At 39.0% G+C, this 24,303-nt stretch carries 19 protein-coding genes; 6 read left to right on the forward strand and 13 right to left on the reverse strand.

Annotated elements, in window-relative coordinates:
* Positions 1–53: 53 nt before the first annotated feature.
* Positions 54–1,871 (reverse strand): translational GTPase TypA, encoded by a 1,818-nt coding sequence (gene typA / locus HWV01_RS21715; RefSeq protein WP_211673451.1) that lies wholly within the window; start codon positions 1,869–1,871, stop codon positions 54–56.
* A gap of 519 nt (positions 1,872–2,390) precedes the next feature.
* On the opposite strand from typA, the gene glnA reads away from it, so the two are divergent.
* The 4 genes from glnA (at position 2,391) to glnG (ending at position 7,029) form a co-directional block, all read left to right on the forward strand.
* A complete protein-coding gene (gene glnA / locus HWV01_RS21720) occupies positions 2,391–3,800 on the forward strand; it encodes a glutamate--ammonia ligase (protein ID WP_211673452.1) in 1,410 nt (469 codons plus the stop codon).
* A gap of 122 nt (positions 3,801–3,922) precedes the next feature.
* Entirely contained in the window at positions 3,923–4,444 is a 522-nt protein-coding gene (locus HWV01_RS21725) for a DUF4124 domain-containing protein (RefSeq protein ID WP_211673453.1), read from the forward strand.
* A 102-nt stretch (positions 4,445–4,546) separates the two neighbouring features.
* Entirely contained in the window at positions 4,547–5,599 is a 1,053-nt protein-coding gene (gene glnL / locus HWV01_RS21730; protein ID WP_211673454.1) for a nitrogen regulation protein NR(II), read from the forward strand.
* 11 nt (positions 5,600–5,610) lie between these two features.
* Positions 5,611–7,029 (forward strand): nitrogen regulation protein NR(I), encoded by a 1,419-nt coding sequence (gene glnG / locus HWV01_RS21735; protein WP_211673455.1) that lies wholly within the window; start codon positions 5,611–5,613, stop codon positions 7,027–7,029.
* Positions 7,030–7,075: 46 nt separating this feature from the next.
* Here glnG and HWV01_RS21740 read toward each other — a convergent pair whose 3' ends face one another.
* Positions 7,076–7,693 (reverse strand): PilZ domain-containing protein, encoded by a 618-nt coding sequence (locus HWV01_RS21740; protein ID WP_211673456.1) that lies wholly within the window; start codon positions 7,691–7,693, stop codon positions 7,076–7,078.
* A 210-nt stretch (positions 7,694–7,903) separates the two neighbouring features.
* Here HWV01_RS21740 and HWV01_RS21745 point away from each other — a divergent pair, with 210 nt between their 5' ends.
* A complete protein-coding gene (locus HWV01_RS21745) occupies positions 7,904–8,098 on the forward strand; it encodes a hypothetical protein (RefSeq protein WP_211673457.1) in 195 nt (64 codons plus the stop codon).
* Here HWV01_RS21745 and HWV01_RS21750 read toward each other — a convergent pair.
* From HWV01_RS21750 to HWV01_RS21780, 7 genes are all read right to left on the reverse strand, one after another.
* On the reverse strand, positions 8,095–10,179 hold the full coding sequence (locus HWV01_RS21750; protein WP_211673458.1) for a permease: 2,085 nt from the start codon (positions 10,177–10,179) through the stop codon (positions 8,095–8,097). The two genes, HWV01_RS21745 and HWV01_RS21750, sit on opposite strands and share 4 nt — an antisense overlap.
* 137 nt (positions 10,180–10,316) lie before the next feature.
* A complete protein-coding gene (locus tag HWV01_RS21755) occupies positions 10,317–11,054 on the reverse strand; it encodes a DNA-binding transcriptional regulator YciT (RefSeq protein ID WP_045108587.1) in 738 nt (245 codons plus the stop codon).
* Between the two features lie 150 nt (positions 11,055–11,204).
* Complete coding sequence (locus HWV01_RS21760; RefSeq protein WP_249185403.1) at positions 11,205–11,810, reverse strand: HAD family acid phosphatase; 606 nt, start codon at positions 11,808–11,810, stop codon at positions 11,205–11,207.
* 252 nt (positions 11,811–12,062) lie between these two features.
* A complete protein-coding gene (hemN, locus tag HWV01_RS21765; protein WP_211673459.1) occupies positions 12,063–13,436 on the reverse strand; it encodes an oxygen-independent coproporphyrinogen III oxidase in 1,374 nt (457 codons plus the stop codon).
* Between the two features lie 95 nt (positions 13,437–13,531).
* Complete coding sequence (locus HWV01_RS21770) at positions 13,532–13,993, reverse strand: DUF2489 domain-containing protein (protein ID WP_211673460.1); 462 nt, start codon at positions 13,991–13,993, stop codon at positions 13,532–13,534.
* 2 nt (positions 13,994–13,995) lie between these two features.
* Complete coding sequence (yihI, locus tag HWV01_RS21775) at positions 13,996–14,652, reverse strand: Der GTPase-activating protein YihI (protein WP_211673461.1); 657 nt, start codon at positions 14,650–14,652, stop codon at positions 13,996–13,998.
* A 270-nt stretch (positions 14,653–14,922) separates the two neighbouring features.
* The gene (locus HWV01_RS21780; RefSeq protein WP_211673462.1) at positions 14,923–15,546 is read right to left on the reverse strand and encodes a cytochrome c; all 624 of its coding nucleotides are present in this window, start codon (positions 15,544–15,546) and stop codon (positions 14,923–14,925) included.
* A gap of 139 nt (positions 15,547–15,685) precedes the next feature.
* On the opposite strand from HWV01_RS21780, the gene yihA reads away from it, so the two are divergent.
* A complete protein-coding gene (yihA, locus tag HWV01_RS21785) occupies positions 15,686–16,366 on the forward strand; it encodes a ribosome biogenesis GTP-binding protein YihA/YsxC (protein ID WP_211673463.1) in 681 nt (226 codons plus the stop codon).
* Between the two features lie 292 nt (positions 16,367–16,658).
* Here yihA and polA read toward each other — a convergent pair whose 3' ends face one another.
* The 4 genes from polA to HWV01_RS21805 form a co-directional block, all read right to left on the reverse strand.
* Entirely contained in the window at positions 16,659–19,454 is a 2,796-nt protein-coding gene (gene polA / locus HWV01_RS21790; protein ID WP_211673464.1) for a DNA polymerase I, read from the reverse strand.
* A 1,413-nt stretch (positions 19,455–20,867) separates the two neighbouring features.
* Positions 20,868–22,016, reverse strand: coding sequence for a 1-acyl-sn-glycerol-3-phosphate acyltransferase (locus tag HWV01_RS21795; protein ID WP_211673465.1), 1,149 nt, complete (start codon positions 22,014–22,016; stop codon positions 20,868–20,870).
* 162 nt (positions 22,017–22,178) lie between these two features.
* Complete coding sequence (locus HWV01_RS21800) at positions 22,179–22,856, reverse strand: 7-cyano-7-deazaguanine/7-aminomethyl-7-deazaguanine transporter (RefSeq protein ID WP_211673466.1); 678 nt, start codon at positions 22,854–22,856, stop codon at positions 22,179–22,181.
* Positions 22,857–23,070: 214 nt separating this feature from the next.
* Positions 23,071–23,805 (reverse strand): hypothetical protein, encoded by a 735-nt coding sequence (locus tag HWV01_RS21805; protein WP_211673467.1) that lies wholly within the window; start codon positions 23,803–23,805, stop codon positions 23,071–23,073.
* Positions 23,806–24,303 lie beyond the last annotated feature (498 nt).

Consider the following 24,303-nt stretch of genomic DNA (forward strand, 5'->3'; position numbering starts at 1 on the left):
CACCTTTTTTTATAATAGCGCCAAGATTATTAAATAATAACCTTAATTAACTATTATTTAGCTGGACGGCTAGCACGTTTACGTTCGTTTTCTGAAAGAAGTTTCTTACGGATACGAATGCTTTTTGGTGTAACTTCTACTAATTCATCAATATCGATGAATTCAAGCGCTTGCTCAAGAGTCAATACGATCGCAGGTGAAAGCGTTTGTGCTTCATCAGTACCAGAAGAACGTACGTTAGTAAGCTGTTTACCACGAATACAGTTAACTGTTAAATCGTTAGCACGGTTATGAATACCAACAATTTGACCTTCGTATACTTCTGTAGCGTGACCTAAGAATAGACGACCACGATCTTGTAAGAAGAATAAAGAGTAAGTAACAGCTTTACCAGTTTGGTTACAAATTAATACACCATTCTGACGTTGACCAATTGTACCGCCTTTATGTAGACCGTAATGATCGAAGCTATGGTATAGAAGACCAGAACCAGATGTCATTGTTAAGAATTCAGTTTGGAAACCGATTAAACCACGGCTTGGGATGATGAAGTCTAAACGAATACGACCTTTACCATCTGGAGTCATGTTAGTTAGTTCCGCTTTACGGATACCTAACTGTTCCATGATAGAACCTTGATGTTGCTCTTCACAGTCAACAGTCAATGTTTCCATTGGCTCATGTAGCTTACCGTCAATCATACGTTCGATAACTTCAGGACGAGATACTGCTAGCTCGAAACCTTCACGACGCATGTTTTCAATTAAGATACCTAAGTGTAATTCACCACGGCCTGATACTTTGAATTTATCTGGATCAGCAGTTTCTTCTACTTTAAGTGCAACGTTATGTACTAACTCTTTGTTCAGACGGTCAAGGATGTTACGTGATGTAACAAATTTACCTTCTTTACCACAGAATGGTGAGTTATTTACTTGGAACGTCATTGTTACAGTTGGTTCATCAACTGATAACGGTGGAAGCGCTTCAACATTGTTCTGTGCACAGATAGTGTCAGAAATTTTAAGTTCGCCTAAACCAGTGATTGCAATGATATCGCCCGCTTGTGCAAGTTCAACATCATGACGTTCAAGACCTAAGTAACCTAATACTTGGCCAACTTTACCTTTACGCTCTTTACCGTCAGCACCAACAATAGTAACTTGTTGATTTACTTTAACAGAACCACGCGTTATACGACCAACACCGATCACGCCAACATATGCGTTGTGATCAAGTTGTGAGATTTGCATTTGGAAATCACCGTCACGATCGCCTTCTGGTGCAGCAACACCATCAACGATAGCTTGGAATAAAGGTTCCATGTTGTCTGTTGCTTCTTCTGATTCAGCGTTAGCCCAACCATTTAGAGCTGAAGCGTAAACAACTTTAAAGTCAAGCTGTTCATCAGTTGCGCCTAGGTTATCAAACAAATCGAAGATTTGATCCATTACCCATTCAGGACGAGCACCAGGCTTATCGATTTTGTTGATAACAACAATTGGCTTAAGACCGTGTGCGAATGCTTTTTGTGTTACGAAACGCGTTTGTGGCATTGGGCCATCAACTGCGTCAACGATTAAACAAACACTGTCTACCATAGACATAATACGTTCAACTTCACCACCGAAATCGGCGTGTCCTGGAGTATCTACGATGTTGATACGGTAATCTTTCCAAGTAATTGCAGTGTTTTTTGCAAGAATTGTAATACCACGTTCTTTTTCAAGATCGTTGGAATCCATTACACGTTCTTCATTACCACCACGTGTTTCTAACGTACCTGACTGTTCTAATAATTTGTCAACTAAAGTCGTTTTGCCGTGGTCAACGTGAGCGATAATCGCAATGTTGCGTAGTTTATCTAGCACTGTGATGCCTCTATATATTTTATATGGGTAAAAATTAGGCGGTATTGTAACCGCCCCGCTGTGATCTACCTAACAAAATTTTAACGCAGAGTAAAATGATTGCAATTTATTTTATTTAAAAACCGAGCGATAGCCACTAAATGGGCTTTTAGCACACAAAATATAAATAAATATAGGCCGTATCACATCGTGATCAATTCGATTTACAGATGAGACGTTTTATCAACTATATTTGAATACGATTTTACTGGTAATCCCTGAAAATAAACCATAATATCGAACTTAGTAATAGTAAATGTATGCGTTTTTTACCGCAATAATCGCTGCACCAAATAAGTGCATGGTACGCACGATGTTCGTGCAGCAATAGATTAAAGCAAGGGAGAATACGCACGCTAAATCAATAAAATCAACAACTTAAATAGTTGGCACATATATGGCATTATTTAAATCATGATTGTTTACAGTCAGCCACTTTAAATTAAGCCATCATATTGATGACACCGGAGGTTATTTTTTATGTCAGCAGAAAACGTATTAGCTCTAATTAAAGAACAAGACGTTAAATTTGTAGATTTACGTTTTACAGATACTAAAGGTAAAGAGCAGCACGTATCTCTACCACATCATCAAGTTAATACCGGCTTTTTTGAAGAAGGTAAAATGTTTGATGGTTCATCAATTGAAGGTTGGAAAGGCATTAACGAATCTGACATGATTTTAATGCCAGATCCGGCAACAGCTGTACTTGACCCGTTCACAGAAGCAACAACTCTGAACCTTCGTTGTGACGTACTAGAACCAGCAACAATGCAAGGTTATAGCCGTGACCCACGTTCAGTAGCAAAACGTGCACTTGCATACTTACGCTCAACAGGTATCGCTGATGATGTATTCTTCGGTCCTGAACCAGAATTCTTCCTATTTGATGATGTTAAGTACAAAACTGACATGTCAGGTAGTATGTACAAAATTGACGCTGAAGAAGCTTCTTGGAACTCTGATAAAGAGTACGAAGGCGGCAACATGGGTCACCGTCCAGGTGTTAAAGGTGGTTATTTCCCAGTATCACCAGTTGACTCTGCACAAGACATCCGTAGTGCAATGTGCCTAATAATGGAAGAAATGGGCTTAACAGTTGAAGCGCATCACCATGAAGTAGCTACAGCAGGTCAAAACGAGATCGCAGCACTATATAACTCAATCGTTGAAAAAGCGGATGAAGTTCAAATCACTAAATACGTTATCCATAATGTTGCACACGCTTACGGAAAAACAGCAACATTTATGCCTAAGCCACTTGTAGGCGATAACGGTTCAGGTATGCATTGTCACCAATCACTACAGAAAAATGGCGAAAATATTTTTTCTGGTGATCTGTATGGCGGTCTTTCTGAAACTGCACTTTATTACATTGGTGGAATCATCAAGCACGCAAAAGCAATTAACGCATTTGCTAACCCAGCAACTAACTCGTACAAACGTTTAGTCCCAGGTTTTGAAGCACCAGTAATGCTAGCTTACTCAGCGCGTAACCGTTCTGCATCAATCCGTATCCCAATCGTACCATCGCCAAAAGCGACACGTATTGAAGTTCGTTTTCCAGATCCAGCAGCAAACCCATACTTAGCATTCTCTGCAATGTTAATGGCAGGTATTGACGGTATTAAAAACCGTATTCACCCTGGTGATGCAATGGATAAAGATCTATACGACCTTCCAGCAGAAGAAGCAGCAGAAATTCCACAAGTTGCCTCTTCACTACAAGAAGCACTATCAGCACTAGATACTGACCGTGACTTCTTAACGGCTGGCGATGTAATGGCTGACGATACTATCGATGCTTACATTGCAATAAAAGAAGAAGAAGTTGAAAGACTGAACATGACAACTCACCCAGTTGAGTTTGAAATGTACTACAGCGTATAATTTCTTATTAATAAAAATTAATATCAAAAAACCCGCTATTTAGCGGGTTTTTTATTTGTGAAACAAATGTAATTAGGTGAAAATAACCATATAAATCAAGTAATCAAAGACAGGATGTCGCCATGAAACACGTAATGTTATTCATATTAATAATCACAAGCTATACTAGTGTTGCCGCTATTTATCAATGGACTGATGAACAAGGTATTACCCACTTTTCGGATGATGAAAGTAAACCAGCATCAGCCAAAGAAATTGATGTGAAGCTAACGCCACCTTCTATTGACTCTCTTACTCAATCAATCCCTCCGAAAGCAAGTCATACAAAAACCACAATGAATGACAAATCAGTCACGCCAATTAGCATTCATATCAGCACACCACGCGATCAACAAACAATACGCAGTAATACTGGCGATATCACAGTGTCTGCCACTCTCAGTTCAACACTGCTGTACGGTTCAAGTATTCGTTTATTAATTGATGGCATTACTCATAGTGAGCAAATTGAGAAGCAGTTTGATGTCACGAACGTACCCATTGGTACGCATAAATTACAGTTACAAATAATTAACAACTTAGGCAAGGTAATTGCATCATCAGAGCTCATTACTGTTTATTTACATCGATTTAAGGCCAACTAAGCATTTCCGCTTTAATTTCACCACGCTGTACAGTAATATTTTAAAGTGAGCACCAAATTGGTGCGTTCAGTCACGGGATGTTTATCCTAATAAGGAAGTGCCATGATAATGCTCCCAGAACCTCAACAGTCATTAATGAATAGCTTAGTTTCTTCAGTTTTCGTTCTCAATCATGATCTGTATATAAAATATCTCAATCCAGCGGGTGAACAACTATTAAGATCCAGTGCCAGTCGTGTGCTTGATGTGAAGATCACGGATATCATCGAACATACAACACTCGACCTTTCATTATTAGCAAGCATAATTAAAACAGGGCAAGGATTTACTGATAATGAAGTATCATTAGTCATTGATGATCGCCAACTATTAGTCGAAATTTCAGCAACATTAACGAACTTTAACTCGGAAGTCTGTGTTCTAATTGAAGCGAGACAAATAGACTTACAAAAGAAAATTAGCCAAGAACTTTATCAACACGTACAACAGCAAGCTGCACAAGAATTAGTTCGTGGCTTGGCCCATGAAATTAAAAACCCACTCGGGGGATTACGTGGCGCCGCACAATTGTTAGAGAAAGAATTACCAACACCGGAATTAAAAGAATTTACAGGTATTATCATCGAACAAGCCGATCGATTACGGACGCTAGTTGACCGTTTATTGGGGCCACAAAAGCCTGGTCAGCAAACCATTTTAAATATTCATTCCGTCATTGAAAAAGTAAAACAGTTAGTCGAATTTGATTTACCACCAAGTATTATTATCGAGCGAGATTATGATCCATCAATACCTGATTTTGAGATGGAACCAGACCTATTACAGCAAGCACTACTTAATATAATTAGTAATGCCATTCAAATACTAAAAGAACATGGCATCATTAAAATTATTACGCGTACAGCACATCAAGTGAATATCCAAGGACAGAAATATCGCTTATGTGCTGAAATAAAAATCATTGATAACGGACCCGGTATTCCAGAGCACATTAAAGATACCTTGTTCTACCCAATGGTTACTGCACGTGAAGGCGGCACCGGACTTGGACTTTCTATTGCTCAAAACCTGATTAAGCAACACAAGGGGAAAATTGAGTGCCATAGCTGGCCAGGTCATACCGAATTTGCCATTTATCTGCCACTAAGAAAATAAAGGATTAAACTATGACAACAGCAACAGTTTGGATTGTCGATGACGATAGTTCTATCCGCTGGGTTCTCGACAAAGCATTAAAATCACAGAAATTTGAAACCTCTGCATTTAGTGGTGCGCATGCCTTATTAAATAAACTCGAATTCGAACAACCAGATATCATTATTTCTGATATCCGCATGCCAGAAATGAGCGGGTTAGAGTTAATGAATAAAGTACATGCCATTCACCCTGACCTCCCGATCATCATAATGACTGCCCATTCCGATCTCGACAGCGCAGTCAATGCGTATCAGGCTGGTGCATTTGAATACTTACCAAAACCGTTTGATATTGATGAAGCCGTATCCTTAGCGACTCGTGCCGTTACTCATGCCAGAGAGCAAAGCAAAAACCGCCGTAAGAATAATAAAGTCGCGCCAGTGACTGAAATTATTGGTGAAGCACCGGCCATGCAGGAAGTTTTTCGCGCTATCGGTCGCTTATCACGTTCTTCGATCAGCGTATTAATTAATGGTGAATCTGGCACAGGTAAAGAATTAGTTGCACAAGCGCTACACAAACACAGCCCACGCGTAAATAACGAATTCATTGCCTTAAACATGGCTGCAATTCCCAAAGATTTGATTGAATCAGAACTTTTTGGTCATGAAAAAGGTGCTTTCACTGGCGCAGCAGGTGTGCGTAATGGTCGCTTTGAACAAGCTAATGGCGGTACCCTATTTTTAGATGAGATCGGGGATATGCCGATTGATATTCAAACGCGATTATTGCGGGTACTTTCTGATGGGCAATTTTACCGTGTAGGGGGCCATTCTCCGGTAAGTGTGGATGTACGAATCATCGCAGCAACGCATCAAAACTTAGAAAAGAAAGTAGCTGATGGTAGTTTTCGTGAAGACTTATTCCATCGTTTGAACGTCATTCGTATTCATATTCCATCGTTAAATGAACGTCGAGAAGATATTCCTAAACTCGCCAATCATTTTTTAATCAGAGCGGGTAAAGAACTGAGTGTCGAAACCAAAATTCTCAGTAAAGAAGCACAAACCTATTTAGCCAATCATCATTGGTCCGGTAACGTTCGCCAACTTGAAAATATTTGTCGTTGGTTAACCGTGATGGCCAGCGGCCAAGAAATATTCATTGCTGATTTACCTTCTGAGATCACCGAAGAGCAATCGCCTTTAATAAGTCATGGTAGCGCGGCTCAAAGTGGCGACTGGCGCACACAATTAAAAACCTGGACGGCACAGCAACTCGCATCAGGGCAGAGTGATATCCTTGCTGAAGCAATGCCCGATTTTGAACGTATCATGTTACAAACCGCACTCGAGTACACTCAAGGTCATAAACAAGATGCAGCAAAACTACTGGGCTGGGGTCGTAATACCCTCACCCGTAAGTTGAAGGAACTCGATATTAATTAATTATGCTTAGGCAGTTAACCTATTCTTTAAGTTAGCTGCCCTCTTACTAATTCAGCGAATCATGTTTCTCAATAATATAATTATGGAGTATCAAAGCTAAGTCATTATCAATATCAAAATTCAGCGCCAGTCCTTTGCCATTATTATTTTCATTTTCAATCCGTACAACGTTAGCCTTAACTAAATGAAAACCACGTTGTGGGATCTTTAAATAAAAGTTCACACGGTCCCCTTTTTGAAGGTTCAAATCGATAGACGAAAATTGCTGCGCACTGCATAACATAAACAAACCCGACGTCGATATATTCAGAACAGCGCCCAATAAGACTTCACCTTGCGGATCAAATACCTTTAAGCCTTTGGGATCCGACAGGCGCCAATAACGCCCTTCTCCACCTTTATGATCAATGATATCGGGAGGACCAAGCTCCTTTAGTTCATCGCTATAGCCATCACTTATAAGATAAAGCGGAAAACGAAATTCTTTTTGTTGGCTTTGCGTTACCAATACAATGTCATCAGATTGCGCTAATACATTCAGCATTTTTTTTGAGATGTGCGAAATAAATACTTCACGGCTAACATCATCAGCATGACTTTCTATTACTTCCTGTAATAAATTAAGTTCATCTTGAGTTAAAATATCCGTCACTTTCTTTGGCATGAAAAAACCTTTATTGCTTTGTCGAGAAACATCCAGTTTGCGATACAAAGAGTGGGAGTAATTTAAATTACATTTTCATCTAGTTATACTAATCTTAGTAAACCAGAACAGGTTTAACCTTGCAAATATAAAAACTGTGAGCTTGATGCATTGTCATAAAAGTAAGTATTAACAAATAACGATTCCGATGTAACAACAATGGAGCCGAACATGGAAGTAAATCTAGATAATATAAATAATGAAGTCTGTCTAATAGAAACGATAGAAGTAAAAGGCGAGTTTATTATGGAACAACGTCACCGCCATGAGCGGCGGCAACGTCAATCAAATCACAGTTCTCGTTACGAGCGTCGGTTACACAATCGACGTAATCCCCATAGAAACAAGATTGATATTACAATCTAATGATGGTGATGATGATGCGGTTTGGCATTTCTAAAACTATGCGGTAATAATTCCAACATAAAGCTACGCGCACCGCGACGTAAAATACTTATCGAAAATAGAACCGTCACAATGACTAAACTTAAATAACGCCACCAATCATCTTGCCAATGTGGTGCTAGCGTTAACCATGGCTTAGGCAATTCAGGTACCCAATACATAATCCCCAGACCTAATAACAAGGCTACAGTGACAATCGCCATAACCACAGCGATTGCAATGTGCTTACCTTGGTTATCTTTAATAAAGCGGTATAAATCTAAGTTAAGCGTTGGTCCCACTAAACTAAAGGCAACAACCGCACCAGGCGATACGCCAGCAATAAGCATAATCGCTAATACAGGGGTAATACCCGTCGCACAAAAATGAAAGGGTAACGCAATCAAGATCGCCAGAACCACTTGTAACCAAGGTTCTTGCTGTAAAAACTGCCAACCAATCGTCGGGGTAAAGGTTGCTGCAGCAATTAAGCCAAACAATACCCAAGGTGCTGTATGATCAATTAAATGCGCAAAGCCATGTTCAAAAGCATGCTTCAAACGCGATGTAGATTGTTTTAGCTGTTCAGGTGTCGCATACGTTTCGGTATTTAAATCATGTTTCTTAAACAATAACCCAATCAATAAACCCAATGTTACCGCTAAAATTATCGCCATCACTAAACGAATACCAACCCACTCAGCACCTAATAACGGTAGTGAAATAAGTAATGCATCAAACCCTATCACAGGTGATGCCACCAAAAATGACACTGCTAATGCAGAACCGCAGCCCGCTTTAATCAATTGCTTATACATGCTTGATGCATCTGGAATACATATCGGCAGAGGTAAACCAATCAGCGTGCCTTTTAATGCACCTGCGACTGAACCAGTACTGCGTAATTGGCCAACCTGATTGAATGCAGGTTTCACAAAATTAATCAGCCATGTCAGGATATAAGCGAACAATAACGCCGGGGCCGCATGTAACGACAAGCTCACAAATCGTAATAAGGTTTCAGCTGTTCCATTACCGTGCGCATGTCCCGCATGCTCATCACGTCCCGCATGGTCATCATGTCTCACATGGTCATCATGTCCCACATGGTCATCATGTCCCACATGGTCATTATGTCCCACATGGTCATCATGTCCTGCATGGTCATCATGTCCTGCATGGTCATCATGTCCTGCATGGTCATCATGTCCTGCATGGTCATCGTGTCCTGCATGGTCATCGTGTCCCACGTGGTCTTCATGTTCCGCATGCTCATGTAATTCGATACTGGCCTGTAGCTCAGGGGATGCCGCCATTTTTGATACCAACACGGTTTCTTCCGAACCGTGATCATGCGACGCATAACCTAACCAATGCGGCAGTAATACCGCAAGTAAACAGATAGCACCAATTAAGCTACCCGTACCAGCAGCAAATTTATCACGTTGAGTTTCTTTACCGTGTTCCTGTTTATAGGGCTGGTGAAATACAACATGTAAAATAGAACCCATCACTAATGCTTGGAACCAGATCAACCAATTGCCACTATCATGTGCGATCAGTTCTCCACCCAGCCAAGTGCCTGCAACCGTTGCCACTGACATTGCCGTTAATACCGCTAACGGTAACGCTCTGCCATAATGCGGACGTAATAACCACCATACAGTCAAACCAACAGGAAAACGATGGAGTACCACACCGATTGCCAACAAATAAGCGGTCTGATCATCTTCAATCGCAAGCGCACCACCATCGGTGAGAGCGTGTAATACTAGGCCTAACACGCCTAATATCAAGGTAACAGAATGGGTTTGTTTTGCGACTTTATGAAATATTTTTTCCACAATGCCGGGGCCAAATAAGCCAACGAGCATCAGTCCAAGAACGGCAATACCCCCACTTTCCAATAATTCAGGCAAGATATGGAATAACACCAAACCGCCAATGGAAACAAAGATAAAACTATCAAAGAAAGCAAAGCGATCAGATTTAGAACCGACAAATTTACATAAGTAAGGGCCGAGAAAGAGTGTCGCGATGCTCAAAAATAAAAGTAAAGACATGGTATAAACACGAGGTCAGTAAAACAGGTGTTATATTATAACATAACGGCCGTTACTGATGCCAGTCAGAATTGTTATATTATAACAATTCTGACTGCCATTAATAAAACATAGATTAAATTAGTCGTAGAGGAGAATTATTTTACGACTTTAATATTATGTTTTTCTAATAAATGTACATATTCTAACGACGCATCTTCGTCAGTAATCACCATATCAACCTGATCAAATTGATATAATGGCGTATTATGAACTTGACCGAATTTAGAAGAATCCGTGATGACAATATTTTGTGCACCTTTCTCTAAGATAGCCACACCGACATCAGCACGCATCATATTACGGCTCGTAAAGCCCGTATTTGGATGCAAACCATCAATACCTAAGAACGCCTTAGTGAAGTGAGTATGTTTGATGCAAAGACGCGTCAAGGTACCCACCATACTTTCACTTTCATGTTGGTAAAGACCACCTAACACAATAATCTTCACATCGGTTTCTTTCATTAAATGGGCAATATAGCTGCTCGGCGTAATGATGGTTACATCACTACGTTTTCCCAGTTCTTTTGCCAGTAAAGCATTAGCACTACCCCCTTCGATCATGACAGTTTCGCCATGTTCAACAAGGCTTGCTGCACACATAGCCATTTTACGCTTGTGCTCATAATTGACCGTAATACGATGAGACACATTATCAGTATTATGCGGAGTAGCTCCACCATGAACACGACGGATGAACCCTTCTTTTTCTAACTTGTTCAGGTCATGACGGATCGTGACCTCTGAAACACCCAGCTTATTCGACATTTCGCCAACAGAAGCACGTCCCTTTTCATTTACAAGATTAATAATATCAGTATGTCGTTGCTGCATGATTTCTCATATCCCACACAATTTAAGTTTCCTATAAAGTAGATAGTACCACTTTCATCTGAAAGTCATAAGTACTAATTAGAGCTACAAATTGAAAAAACTCAGATACATCGTATAACTGAGAGCTTCATCGCTAATGCTAAGTTTAGCTTATTGTACCGACCATGTTTTTTCATGCCACGTTTGTATAATATATGAAATTTCATACCAGTCGTGTGCACTCGTTACTCTTTCTCTGAACGCTTTATTATGCGGTTGCTTTATCATAATGCAATTATCAACCCCAGCATTTTTCGCATCCAGTAAATTATCATATTTATCATCTACAAAAGCATGGATCTCATGCGTCTGTTGAATCTTGTTTAAATAAGTCGCTTTTGACTCTCCAAACTCAACAAAAAATATATCTTGAAAAATATTACCGAAGCAATGATACATGTTTGCTCGACGTAACGCTTCCACCTTAGGATCACGACTACACGCGGTAATACAAAAAATATCATAACCTTCTTGAATTAATTTAGTTAGAATTCGCGAAGCACCTGGCAGCGCATCTAATGCACCAAACTGCCAACTAGATGCAAACTCTTTTAATATTTTAACATCTTGACCTTCTTTAACACCTAACCACTCGCATAAATCCCATGCTAAGGGCTTACCAGTCACTTGTTTATCATATTGGTGATTAACAAACTCACGTAACCGAGAACCAAAATCTAATACCGTATCATCAATATCAATGACTATCGCTTTCATAGGCTTATTTCCATTTTTGTGATTATGTCTATCATTAATAACTTTGTAAAATAAGATAATGTTATCGAAGAACAATATTGCATAGATAACAAGTTATGTATATTTAACTTCTATGTGATCAGGCCACCAATACTAACGTAATAGTCAGAAAATCTAGAGCACTATTTTCCTTAAAACAGCAATGGTTACATTCAAACAGGCATTAAAAAGGCACCCTAAGGTGCCTCACTATTATTTAATCCTCTGCGGAAATTAAATCACGCGAGAAAACTGTTGCTGACGTGCACGTTGACGTAAATACACATCAAAACACATACAAATATTACGGATCAACAATTTTCCTTTCGGTGCGACCTGCAACATATTACCTTTAATAATGACCAGTTCATCGTTAATGAAGGTTTGTAATAATGCCATATCTTCAGCAAAGTAAGTGGCAAAATCAAGTTCGAAAGTATCCGCAATCTTATCCATATCCAGCTCAAAATTACACATTAGCTGTTTAATCACCGCGCGACGAATCGAATCATCATCATTCAGACCCACGCCACGCCATTGTGCGTGACCAAGTTCATCAACCTGTTGATAATAAGTTTTCAGCTCTTTTTGATTCTGTGAATAAGCATTACCAATTTGGCTAATTGATGATACTCCTAACCCCAACAAATCCGTTTCACCTTGAGTGGTATAACCTTGGAAATTACGGTGTAGTATACCTTCGCGCTGAGCAATCGCTAATTCATCATCCGGTTTTGCAAAATGATCCATACCAATAAATTGATAACCGTTATCGGTCAAAAATGCAATCGCATCTTCTAAAATAGCTAAGCGATCCGCAGGCGACGGCATATCTTCTTCTTTCATTTTACGCTGACCTGCAAACAAGCTTGGTAAATGCGCATAATTGAATACCGTTAAACGTGCAGGGTCTAAATCAAGCACACGCTCTAGCGTTTTGTGAAAAGTTGCTTTGGTTTGATGTGGTAAGCCATAAATTAAATCAATATTGGTCGATTTGAACCCTAATTCATGAGCACGTTTGATAAGCGCAAAAATGAAGTCTTCATCTTGATCACGGTTAATTGCCGCTTGTACTTTTTTATCGAAATCTTGCACGCCTAGGCTCAAACGATTAAAGCCAACTTTCGCTAATAAATCAATGGTACTTAGTTCAATTTCACGCGGGTCAACTTCAATTGAAATTTCAGCATCGTCGTCAAAATTAAAGCTGTTTTTTAACGCATCCATCAAACGTTGGATTTGTGGTTGAGTTAAAAATGTTGGAGTGCCACCGCCCCAATGTAATTGCGATACGTTACGGTTTTTGAAAAATACAGCTTGTTGCTTGATCTCAGCTTCAAGCACATCAAGGTACGGATCGGCTTTATGCTGATGGCGGGTAATGACCTTGTTACAACCACAGTAATAACAAAGCTTATGACAGAAAGGAATATGCACATACAATGACAACGGCTTATCAGGTGTCTCATCACAAGCAAAGCGGAAGTCTTGATAACCGAAAGACTCATCAAATTCCAACGCAGTTGGATAAGATGTATATCTTGGACCACTGTAATTATATTTTTCGATCATAGCCTGATCCCAGACCAATTTTTGATTTAGCATATTCATCCCCTAAGACATATCACGGCAGTATGCCGAAAATAAACATCATGCCGTTTGTCTTACATCATAATATTAACGATTAACACCGTTATTTATTAACATTCAAACGTAGTTAAGCGGGCTACGTCTTTTTGCACACGTTCTGCATATTCACCTTCAAAACGAAAACGATCTAAATCAAATTGCATACGGGCTTTTTTTGGTAATTCACTGCGAGCATCCATGATTGGCATATGTTTTATTTTGTCATAAAACGCATGTAAATCAGGATATTCTTGAGCCCAATCCACAGGTTCTACAGCTGGTATAGCAGCCAATAATTTACTGATACGAATCGCGCCTTCAGAAAGGTCACATTCTTCACTGCCCATTGCTTTAGCAATGATCTGTACACTTTCAGTAATACGGACTTTACGTGCAGCAATAGCGTCGTTTTGTTGATTTGACTGCTGCACTTGTTGCGCTTTTATACGATACAGTAAACGTCCTGCATACACTGATAATGCCAGAATGATCAGGCATCCGATGCCGATTAAAATCATCCAACTTGCTTGCATTATTAGTCCTCGTTATCGTTATTCTTTAATTTTTTTTCTGTTGCTAAGAAGCGTTCATACAACTCATCTTCCGATAATTTCTCATGATTAGTTTGTAGTGATTTAGCATCAAGTTCAGCCATCATCTCTTCATCCCACTCATCTTCGTCATAATCTTCTTCAAATTCTTCGTCATCAGCGTAACCAAGTTCTTCAAGTAAGAATGCATGACGATCAACACCTTCATCGACATATGCTTGGTCATCACTGTTTAGCACTTCATTGTTATCTAAACGTAGTAATAGACCACTTAAGCGTGCATCATTTTCTAGTTTGTCTAGCTCTTGCTCAAACGTTAATACAGGTGCAACAAGCTTAACTTCAGCTTTAGGTTGTTTCACTTTAATAATCGCAGGTTGTGCAACTGGTGTCAGTGTCGTTAGCAATTGAATAGGTGCTTTACTGCCAACTCTTGGATCGCCCGACTTACGTGAACCACCTGTGCCTTTTTTACCTTTCACAGCTTCCGTGGTTTTATTACCTGATGTTAACCCTTTACGCTTTTTTAAACGTTTATGCTTACGCGCTTCTAACGCTTGGGTATTTGTTTCACGCTTTTTGCGATCTGATTTAGCAATAGCTAGCGGGCCGCCTGAGCGTTCTTTTCTTTTACGAGTCATAGTATTCTCTGTCTTTAATCTGTCTAATAACAAGGTCCACAATTATCTTGTTAACCATATTGTTTATTAGCGGGTATCGTATTGCGCCTTATTTAAAGATAGTCAATTGACCCGTCTTTATTAAGGGCATAATGAGGCAATTCTTTAAGTGAGCGCAGACTATCAAAAAAGCGAGGAAGAAAAAAGATAATTCCGATCTGATGAAAATAAAAAACTCAGCCGAAGCTGAGTTTTTTACGATATAAAAATGAACTCACTAAACAAAAATGATTAGTGAAGACCACCTAGATATTTAGAAATAATTTCCATATCGGCAGGTTTCAATTTATAAGCAATGTCATGCATCATACCATTTTGGTCATTTGCACGTTCTTGGCTACTGAATTTCTCTAATTGCGCTTTAATATAATCAGCGTGTTGACCTGATATTTTCGGGAATTTAGCTGTTTCGCTACCATTACCACGTGGGCCATGACATGCAGCACAGCCAGCAATACCACGTTCGATATCACCACCACGATATAATTGCTGACCTGCAGCGATAACATCTTCAGGTGTTTCTTCAGGTTTCATGGTTTTAGACGCAAAAAACGCCGCAAGATCCTGGATGTTTTGTTCAGTTAACATTGCAGACATCCCCATCATGGTTGGATCATTACGACCCTTTTCACCACCGGTTTTCATCGCCAGTTGAAAATCTTTCAACTGCTTAACAATGTACGACGCATTTTGCCCCGCTAACTTAGGATAGATACTTGCTGGACTATTACCATCAGCACCATGACACGCAGCACATGTACCGGAAAGAGCTTCACCCGCTGCTGCATCCCCTGCAGCTTGAGCGGTACCCATTAATCCGATTAACATTGCAAAAGATAAGACAAGACTTTTCATAGCATTCCACTTGTTATTTTCAGCTTCCGATCCCATGTCACGGCGTGACATGTTACACTTATTATTATTCTATTTGACTATTTTACACATTTTCAAAAAAAAGTAATCATTTAACACAATTTCAATGAGAGATATTAGATTGGATAACAAAAAGATACACTTCGAAAACGCTGCATTTAGGATTAGTGCGCCAGACATTAGTCACCTAACAGATGATTCGGGCATTGAAATTGCTTTCGCTGGGCGATCTAATGCTGGTAAATCAAGTGCATTGAACACATTGACACGTCAAAAAAGCTTAGCGAGAACCAGTAAAACCCCTGGCCGTACACAACTTATTAACGTATTTGAAATCGAAGAAGGCAAACGTCTCATCGATTTACCAGGTTATGGTTTTGCTAAAGTACCTTTTGAAGTAAAGAAAAAATGGCAGAAAGCTTTAGGTGAATACCTACAAAAACGCGATTCATTAAAAGGTATCGTGGTATTAATGGATATTCGTCACCCATTAAAAGATTTAGATAAACAATTAATTCTTTGGGCGATTGATTCTGATATTCCAGTGATGGCGCTATTAACGAAAGCTGATAAGTTAAAACAAGGCGTTCGTAGTAAAACTGTTAAAGAAGTAAAAGAAGCGGTAAAAGAATTTGGTGGTGACGTAACAGTCGCACCATTCTCATCATTGAAGCATACTGGCATTGATGTACTTAAAAACAAACTATGCGAGTGGTATGATCTTGAGCCTGCGACGGGTATGCCAAGTGAAGACGACGAAGCATTTGACGATAGCGATTCTGAGTACATTAACGAAGACTAATTCAAACGCTAAATTTTAGGCAAAAAAAACGCCTCGTCAAAAAGTGACGTGGCGATGAATAATAAATTCAATTTGAAACAAAAGGTTTGAAATATAATTTCGAACCTCCATACCCTACCCCGCTAATATACGCCAAACTTGTTTCAACCGAAAGTAAAATACGTTATTTAGTTACATTTTTTGTGACAAAGCGCACTTTCATCGTTATTTTATGTATAAAAACAACAAAACCAGTCCTGAGACTGGTTTTATTTTTAATTACAATATAATGAAATTAATGCTTAATACAAGATTAGTGCGCTTCATCCCAGTTATCACCCACACCAGCTTCCGCAAGTAGTGGTACATCCAATGACATTGCCGCCGCCATCAACGCTTTGATATTAACAACGTAGTCGTCCACATGTTCTTCTTTTATCTCGAATACCAATTCATCGTGAACTTGCATAAGCATACGAATAGAGTCAGCTTCTACAGTCTCAATCCAACCTGCAACATTAATCATAGCCTTCTTGATAATATCTGATGCTGTCCCTTGCATTGGCGCGTTAATCGCCGCACGTTCAGCCGCCATTTGACGCATTTTATTACGCGCATTAATTTCAGGTAGGTATAAACGACGCCCCGATAAGGTTTCAACATAGCCCTTATCTTTAGCCACTTTACGCGTTTCATCCATATACGTTAATACACCAGGGTAACGTTCAAAATAGCGCGCCATGTATTGCTTGGCTTCTTTTTGTGGAATATTTAACTGACGGCCTAAACCGAATGCACTCATCCCATAAATAAGCCCGAAGTTAATCGCTTTAGCACTACGACGTTGATCACTCGTAACGTCGTCAAGTTCAACAGAAAATACTTCTGAAGCCGTCGCGCGGTGAATATCTTTACCTTCCGAGAACGCTGTTAGCAGCCCTTTATCTTGTGATAAATGCGCCATAATACGTAATTCAATTTGGCTATAATCCACTGCCACATATTTATAGCCCGCTTCTGGAATAAATGCCTGACGGATACGTCGACCTTCACCCGCACGTACTGGAATATTCTGTAGATTTGGATCGCTCGAAGACAAACGACCTGTGGCGGTAACAGCTTGATGATAAGACGTATGCACACGCCCGGTTTTTTCTTCAATCAAGGTTGGTAACTTATCCGTATACGTTGATTTTAACTTACTTAAACTACGGTATTCTAAAATCAATTTTGGTAATGGATAATTAAGTGCCAGTTCTTGTAACACTTCTTCAGCTGTCGACGGTGCGCCTTTTGGCGTTTTCTTAATGACTGGTAGTTCCATTTTTACAAATAGAATTTCTTGCAACTGTTTTGGCGAACTCAGGTTAAATGGTTGCTCAGCAATTTCGTGGGCTTTAGCTTCTAGCTCCAACATGCGAGTGCCAAGTTCAACACTTTGCGCATCAAGTTTTGATTTCTCAATCAATACACCTTGGCGCTCAACACCAGACAAAATGCTAACGAGTGGTAATTCAACCTCGTTAAATAAAGTAACTAACGATGGCTCAGCTTCAAGTTTCGCCCACAGTACATTATGTAAACGTAGCGTAACATCAGCATCTTCAGCTGCATATGGTGATGCTTGCTCTAATTCAATCTGGTTAAAGGTTAATTGCTTTTTACCTTTACCTGCGATCTCTTCAAAGCTAATGGTTTTATGATCTAAGTATTTATCCGCTAAACTGTCCATATCATGACGCGTCGCGATACTGTTATAAACGTACGATTCAATCATGGTGTCATAAGCAATACCTGCGAGGTTAATGCCGTAGTTTGCTAACACTGATTTGTCGTATTTTAAATTTTGACCAACTTTTTTTGCATTACTGTCTTCGAGTAGTACTTTTAATGACGCTAATACATGATCACGGTCTAACTGCTCCGGCGCATCTAAATAGTCATGCGCAACCGGCAAATAAGCGGCTTCGCCTTCTGCAACTGCAAATGACAGTCCCACTAACTCAGCTTGTATATAATTAAGACTCGTGGTTTCAGTATCGAATGCAAACAGATCGGCTTTTTGTAACTTCTCTAACCAGCGATCAAAATCTGTTTGCGTTAAAATAGTTTCATAATTGCTGCGATCAATTGTACAAGGGGCTATAACGTCATTACTGTCAGACTCACTGGCCGCTGAACTCGATTTTGCTGCTTTACCCGCATACACATGTTTAGTTGCATCAGCACCACCTACTAACGCCGCTAACCAACGTTTAAAGCCCATCTGCTGGTATAACTCAGCCAATGCATCGGTATCTGTTTCTGCAATAGCCAAATCATCAAGGCTTACACCAGTTTCAACATCCAATTTTATCGTCGCTAATGCATAAGAAATTTCAGCATTATCTTTATGCTCGATCATCTTTTTAGCGAGAGTTTTCGAACCACGGAAACCTAAAGGGGCAATAGCGTCTAAGTTATTGTAGATATCTTTAATGCTGCCTAATCCCTGCAGCAGACCTAACGCTGTTTTCTCACCAACACCAGGCACACCCGGAATATTATCGGCAGCATCACCCATAAGCCCGAGCAGATCAATGATCAACTCTGGTGGTACACCAAATTTATCTTTAACACCCTGTGGATCCAATACCGTATCCGTCATGGTGTTGATCAGCGTGACATTATTATCAACCAACTGTGCCATATCTTTATCACCAGTACTGATCAATACAGCACGACCTTCTGCACTCGCTTGCTTGGCGATCGTACCGATCACGTCATCGGCTTCAACACCCGAAATACAGATCAAGGGTAAACCAAGTGCTTTAACAGCGTTATGTACAGGTTCGATCTGACAACGTAGATCATCCGGCATTGGTGGACGATGCGCTTTATAATCTGGGTACATTTCATTTCGAAATGTAGGACCTTTGGCATCGAAAACAACCGCGATATGACTGGGACTAAACTGTGTTAATAAGCTCTTTAACATGTTAACGACACCATACACAGCACCCGTCGCCATACCTTCAGCATTGGTCAAATGCGGAGGTGAATGGTAAGCACGGAACAAATACGAAGAGCCATCGACAAGCACGAGGGGATTGCTGGGGATCGTAGACATAAAATAAAACTCAGTGAAATAAATGATGAATAGGCTAAGCATGCCACAAGCCGTGAATTCTCGCTATGTTGATGATAAAAATATATCTTGCGATCAGATCTTAACCACTCGATCATAGATCTTGATCTAACTGTGGATAACTCTGTTGACAATGACGATCAAAAAACTCAGTAAAAAATATGGATCGTTAACAGCAACAACTAAAACAATTAAATAACAATAACTTAAATATTTAAACTGTAAGATCTAAAGTTATCTAACGCTTTTAGGTTATGTGGAAAAGAATCTTAAACTGAAGAATATTATGTGCAAAAAGAAGGCATGATGATTAAAAATAATACATCATTGAATAAATAAAATGTTTGATTTGTGTTAATAAAAAAATGATTTTGTTGCAGAAAATAAAAAGCCGGTATCAATCAAACTTCTCGATAATCGAGGGATAAGAAGTTTGATCTACCGGCCCGAAAAAAAAAATTCGGTTTACCCTGCAAGGAGTAATGGATTAAAATTAACCCGGAAGCAATGTGAGCAATGTCTTGTCCTACTGAAACAAATAATGATTTCCTGAAGAACAACTCAATGGTAACGATTCTTATTTGCGTTTGCAAGGGTTTATTTATATAAAACCAACATAGTGTCATTAATAGCAAAAAAAAATAAACGAATACAGAATACCTGACACCGTAAACCCAGCATGCAATCGAGAACAATTTGGACGTGGTTCGATAATATAGAATAGTTGAAATGATAAAATCTGCAGAAAATAAAAAGCCGGTATCAATCAGACTTCTCGATAATCGAGGGATAAGAAGTCTGATCTACCGGCCCGAAAAAATTCGGTTTACCCTGCAAGGAGTAATGGATTAAAATTAACCCGGAAGCAATGTGAGCAATGTCTTGTCCTACCGAAACAAATACGAATTTCCTGAAGAACAAGTTAACAATAACGATTCTCATTTGCGTTTGCAAGGGTTTATTTATATTAAATCAAAATAATGTCATTAATAACAAAAATAATAATGTAACAAAGACAGAATACCTGACAGCGTAAACGGTGCAGAGAATCGAGAACAATTTGGACATGGTTCGGTAATATAGAATAATTGGAATGATAAAATCTGCAGAAATAAAAAAGCCGGTATCAATCAGACTTCTCGATAATCGAGGGATAAGAAGTCTGATCTACCGGCCCGAAAAAATTCGGTTTACCCTGCAAGGAGTAATGGATTAAAATTAACCCGGAAGCAATGTGAGCAATGTCTTGTCCTACCGAAACAAATACTGATTTCCTGAAGAACAAGTTAATAGTAACGATTCTCATTTGCGTTTGCAAGGGTTTTATATAAATAATAAAAATTCAAATAAAAAGCCCAGCGAGGCTGGGCTTAAAATACAATTTAACTTTCAATATTAATCTGCGATCGCTAACTGCTTCTCTACTGATTTTGCATACCCAGATAACACTACAGTATGTAGCTTAGTCGGTATCGCTTGTAAATGAGCAGTAAATTTAGCGCGTTGCTCAGCAGTGACTTTACTTGCAGCCTGCTTATACTCAGTACTGGTATGTAGTTGCTCTGCCGCTAATAAATTAGTCCCATGCAAGTAATAATTATTATCGATGGTCTGATCAATACGCTCGGCCAATTCAATCGCATCGGTAAGATCATCAGCAATGACATCACCAAAAGTCACATTCACATGACCTTTAAAGCCAACAATACCTTGAACAATACTATCAATATCTTCAAATTCAGTTTTATTGTACTCACCCGCTGTCGCTAATTCTGAAAGTTCATTCGCCTTAGCTGCATCGTTTGGATCATATTCATAAGAGATAGTCACCGGCACGATATTTAATGATTTCATGTATTCAGGAAAACTAATTTTCTGACCTTTGCCATGCATATACATCATTTTTAAAATTGCAGGGTCAGTCTGATCATTACCGTCTTTAGCACGGCCTTCTTTTTGCGCAATCCAAATCGACTGTTGCTCAGTTTGGATTGAATGGGCAATATAACCAGATAATGATTTAAATGCCGCGATCATCTCACGTACACCTTTCGCTGAACGTTTCACAATAAAACTTTTATTCAAACGCATCAAATCGGATACAAATGGCTTTTTCAATAAATTATCACCAATTGCAATACGCACTGTATCATGACCATATTGATGTAATCCCCAGTTCACAAATGCTGGGTCCATCGCGATATCGCGGTGATTCGAAATAAATAAATAATTTTTATTTTTATCCAACTTCTCTATACCGTCAAAGGTAACTTGAGTCGTTGTGGTCGCTATCATTTTTTCCATATAAGCGATCACTTCGTGCTGAATTTCACTCACACTCGTGATTTTTCGACATTTACGGCGTAACGCCATACGGATCATTGGGAATATCACCCAACTAAAATGTTTAATCAAGCGCGGAAACTGAAAGTGCGCGATCGCAGTAATAAATTCGTTATCGTTAACTAAGCGTTCAACAACACTTGCTATTTCGTTATCATTAAAAGGACGAATATCATCGTATAAACCCACGTCTGTTGCCATTCGGCACCTCAATTGCGTGTAAATTAAAAGCATAAGATCTAGAACGGGCGATTATACCTTAACTACCGATACATTTACTGTAATAAAACAAAAAAGGCACCAAACTTTTCACTGATAGTGAATAGTTTAGTGCCTTTCGCCCCCTTACAAAATTAAGTTACATTAATTTAATTTTACAGAGGAGAGGTTATTGTTCGCATTTGTTTCAAATGTAATAACACCCGCTAGCTTAGTTAATAAAATACCATAAAGAGGTAAAAATATAACTAAACTAATGAGCAATTTAAACCCATAATCTACCGTGGCAATTTCAACCCAATTAGCCGCCATAAATGGATCAACACTTTGATAAAACGCGATAAAGAAGAAAATAACGGTATCGATTAAATTACCAAATACCGTTGATACTACTGGCGCAACCCACCATGTTTTCAATTGTCTTAAACGATTAAAAACAACAATATCAAGAGCCTGACCGAATAAGTAAGCCGAAAAACTTGCGAGAGCAATACGCCCCACAAAACTATTAAACTCACTTAGCCCTGCAACTCCTTGATAACTACCATCAAAAAATACGACAGACAGAACATATGAAATCAATAACGCGGGTAACATAACTTGCGCAATGATGCGCTTAGCCATACCAGCACCAAATACACGAATGGTTAGATCCGTCGCCAGAAAAATAAACGGAAACGTAAAAGCACCCCATGTAGTATGGAAGCCAAAAATATTGATAGGAAGTTGGACTAGATAGTTGCTCGCCGAGATCACCAAAATATGAAAACAAGAGAGACAGATCAACGCTTGACGCGTCTGCATTGCAGTTAATTCACGCATAATAAACCTTTTTAGTTAAATTCATGGGGTGAGGGAACCCATGCAAATTGTGCCGCACTTAGGCGGACGAGCATTATACAAAAGCTGACTTTGAATTCAATGAATTATATTTCAGACATAAAAAAACCTCCAATTAGGAGGTCGACTTTAAACGAAAAACGAATTTATTCACCATTAAGGAATTGTTATTGGCGTGACCTTCGTTATTACAATATTACGGGCTAGTAACTTTAGGCCTAGGATTTGTTAAGAAATCAAAATGTCTAAAAGACTCTAGCGCTTCACCTTGGCAATCTGATTCCCATTTATTTAACCAAATTCCTAGTTCCTTATCGTAATTAGGATTAGGAAAAGTGCGTCGGTTAGCCATAAATTCTTTTGCTGGAACTGGAGAAAACATTTGTTTAACAGAAAAAATCTTAGTTTCAGGAATGAGTATTGTTTGAAGTGACTGAGAAACAAATACTTGATATTGTCCAAGAGTTCCAATTGGCGTTACGCATTTTAAAGTATTTAAGCCTCTGTTATAGCTCACTTCATAAGGAATGTAGAGCTTGCTTTTCACTTCTTTTTTTAAATCGTATGAAGTTATTAAATTAAATAAAAAGTTGATTATAACCAATATAAAAATAAGCATTGTTATCAGAGTTAAGACATTCCACAGCCTTGATTTTTCGGTTTTATTTTTAACAAGAAACCTAAATGTAGTTATACCTATAACAAGGACGAGTACTAATGCAATAACAGACAAGAGCACATCAAAGGATTTCAATGCAAAACTAAAAGCTGTGTTAATGTCCGTGTATTTTAAATAAGGGATATCAAAAGATGAAAAATACCAATACGCGGACAAGTGACCCAGAATGAATAAAACGGGTGTGCCGACTAAAGTAACTAAAGTTATAAATTCAGTATACTTGCCACAATTGATTGTATTTTTTTTACTCATTAAAACCCCTGTAGTGGTATCGCTAATTTGGTCATAAGTTGAGAGACTAACACGTATGGGTTATGCGTATAACGAATTTTATGATTAAGCGGATTATTCTATTTCAAATATAAAATGCACTCAAACTGAGTGCACTATTCAATGGTTTTCGCTTTTAGGTTTTATCGGTTTTCTCCAAAACCGTTACGCGGGTATTGAGATCAACAATACTGTCTCTTATTCCCTTGTTTACCTTTACCAGTTGCCTACCTACCCAACACGTAAAAACGACAAGCGGATTAATACCAAGACTGCTTAACAGTGAAATCGTAGGAAAATCCATTACAGCACCGCCCGTTTATTTACCCATTGCTCCATGGCCGTGCGTAACATCCGCCTAAAACCAAACGTATCAATGTAAACCATCCCCAAGCCTGATAAGAATGCAAAAAACGAGTCATCATATGCCGTCATCACACTTTCCAAATAACATAACGGTAACAAAAACATTCACTGATC

Source organism: Moritella sp. 5 (assembly GCF_018219455.1).
Classification (GTDB): Bacteria; Pseudomonadota; Gammaproteobacteria; order Enterobacterales; family Moritellaceae; genus Moritella.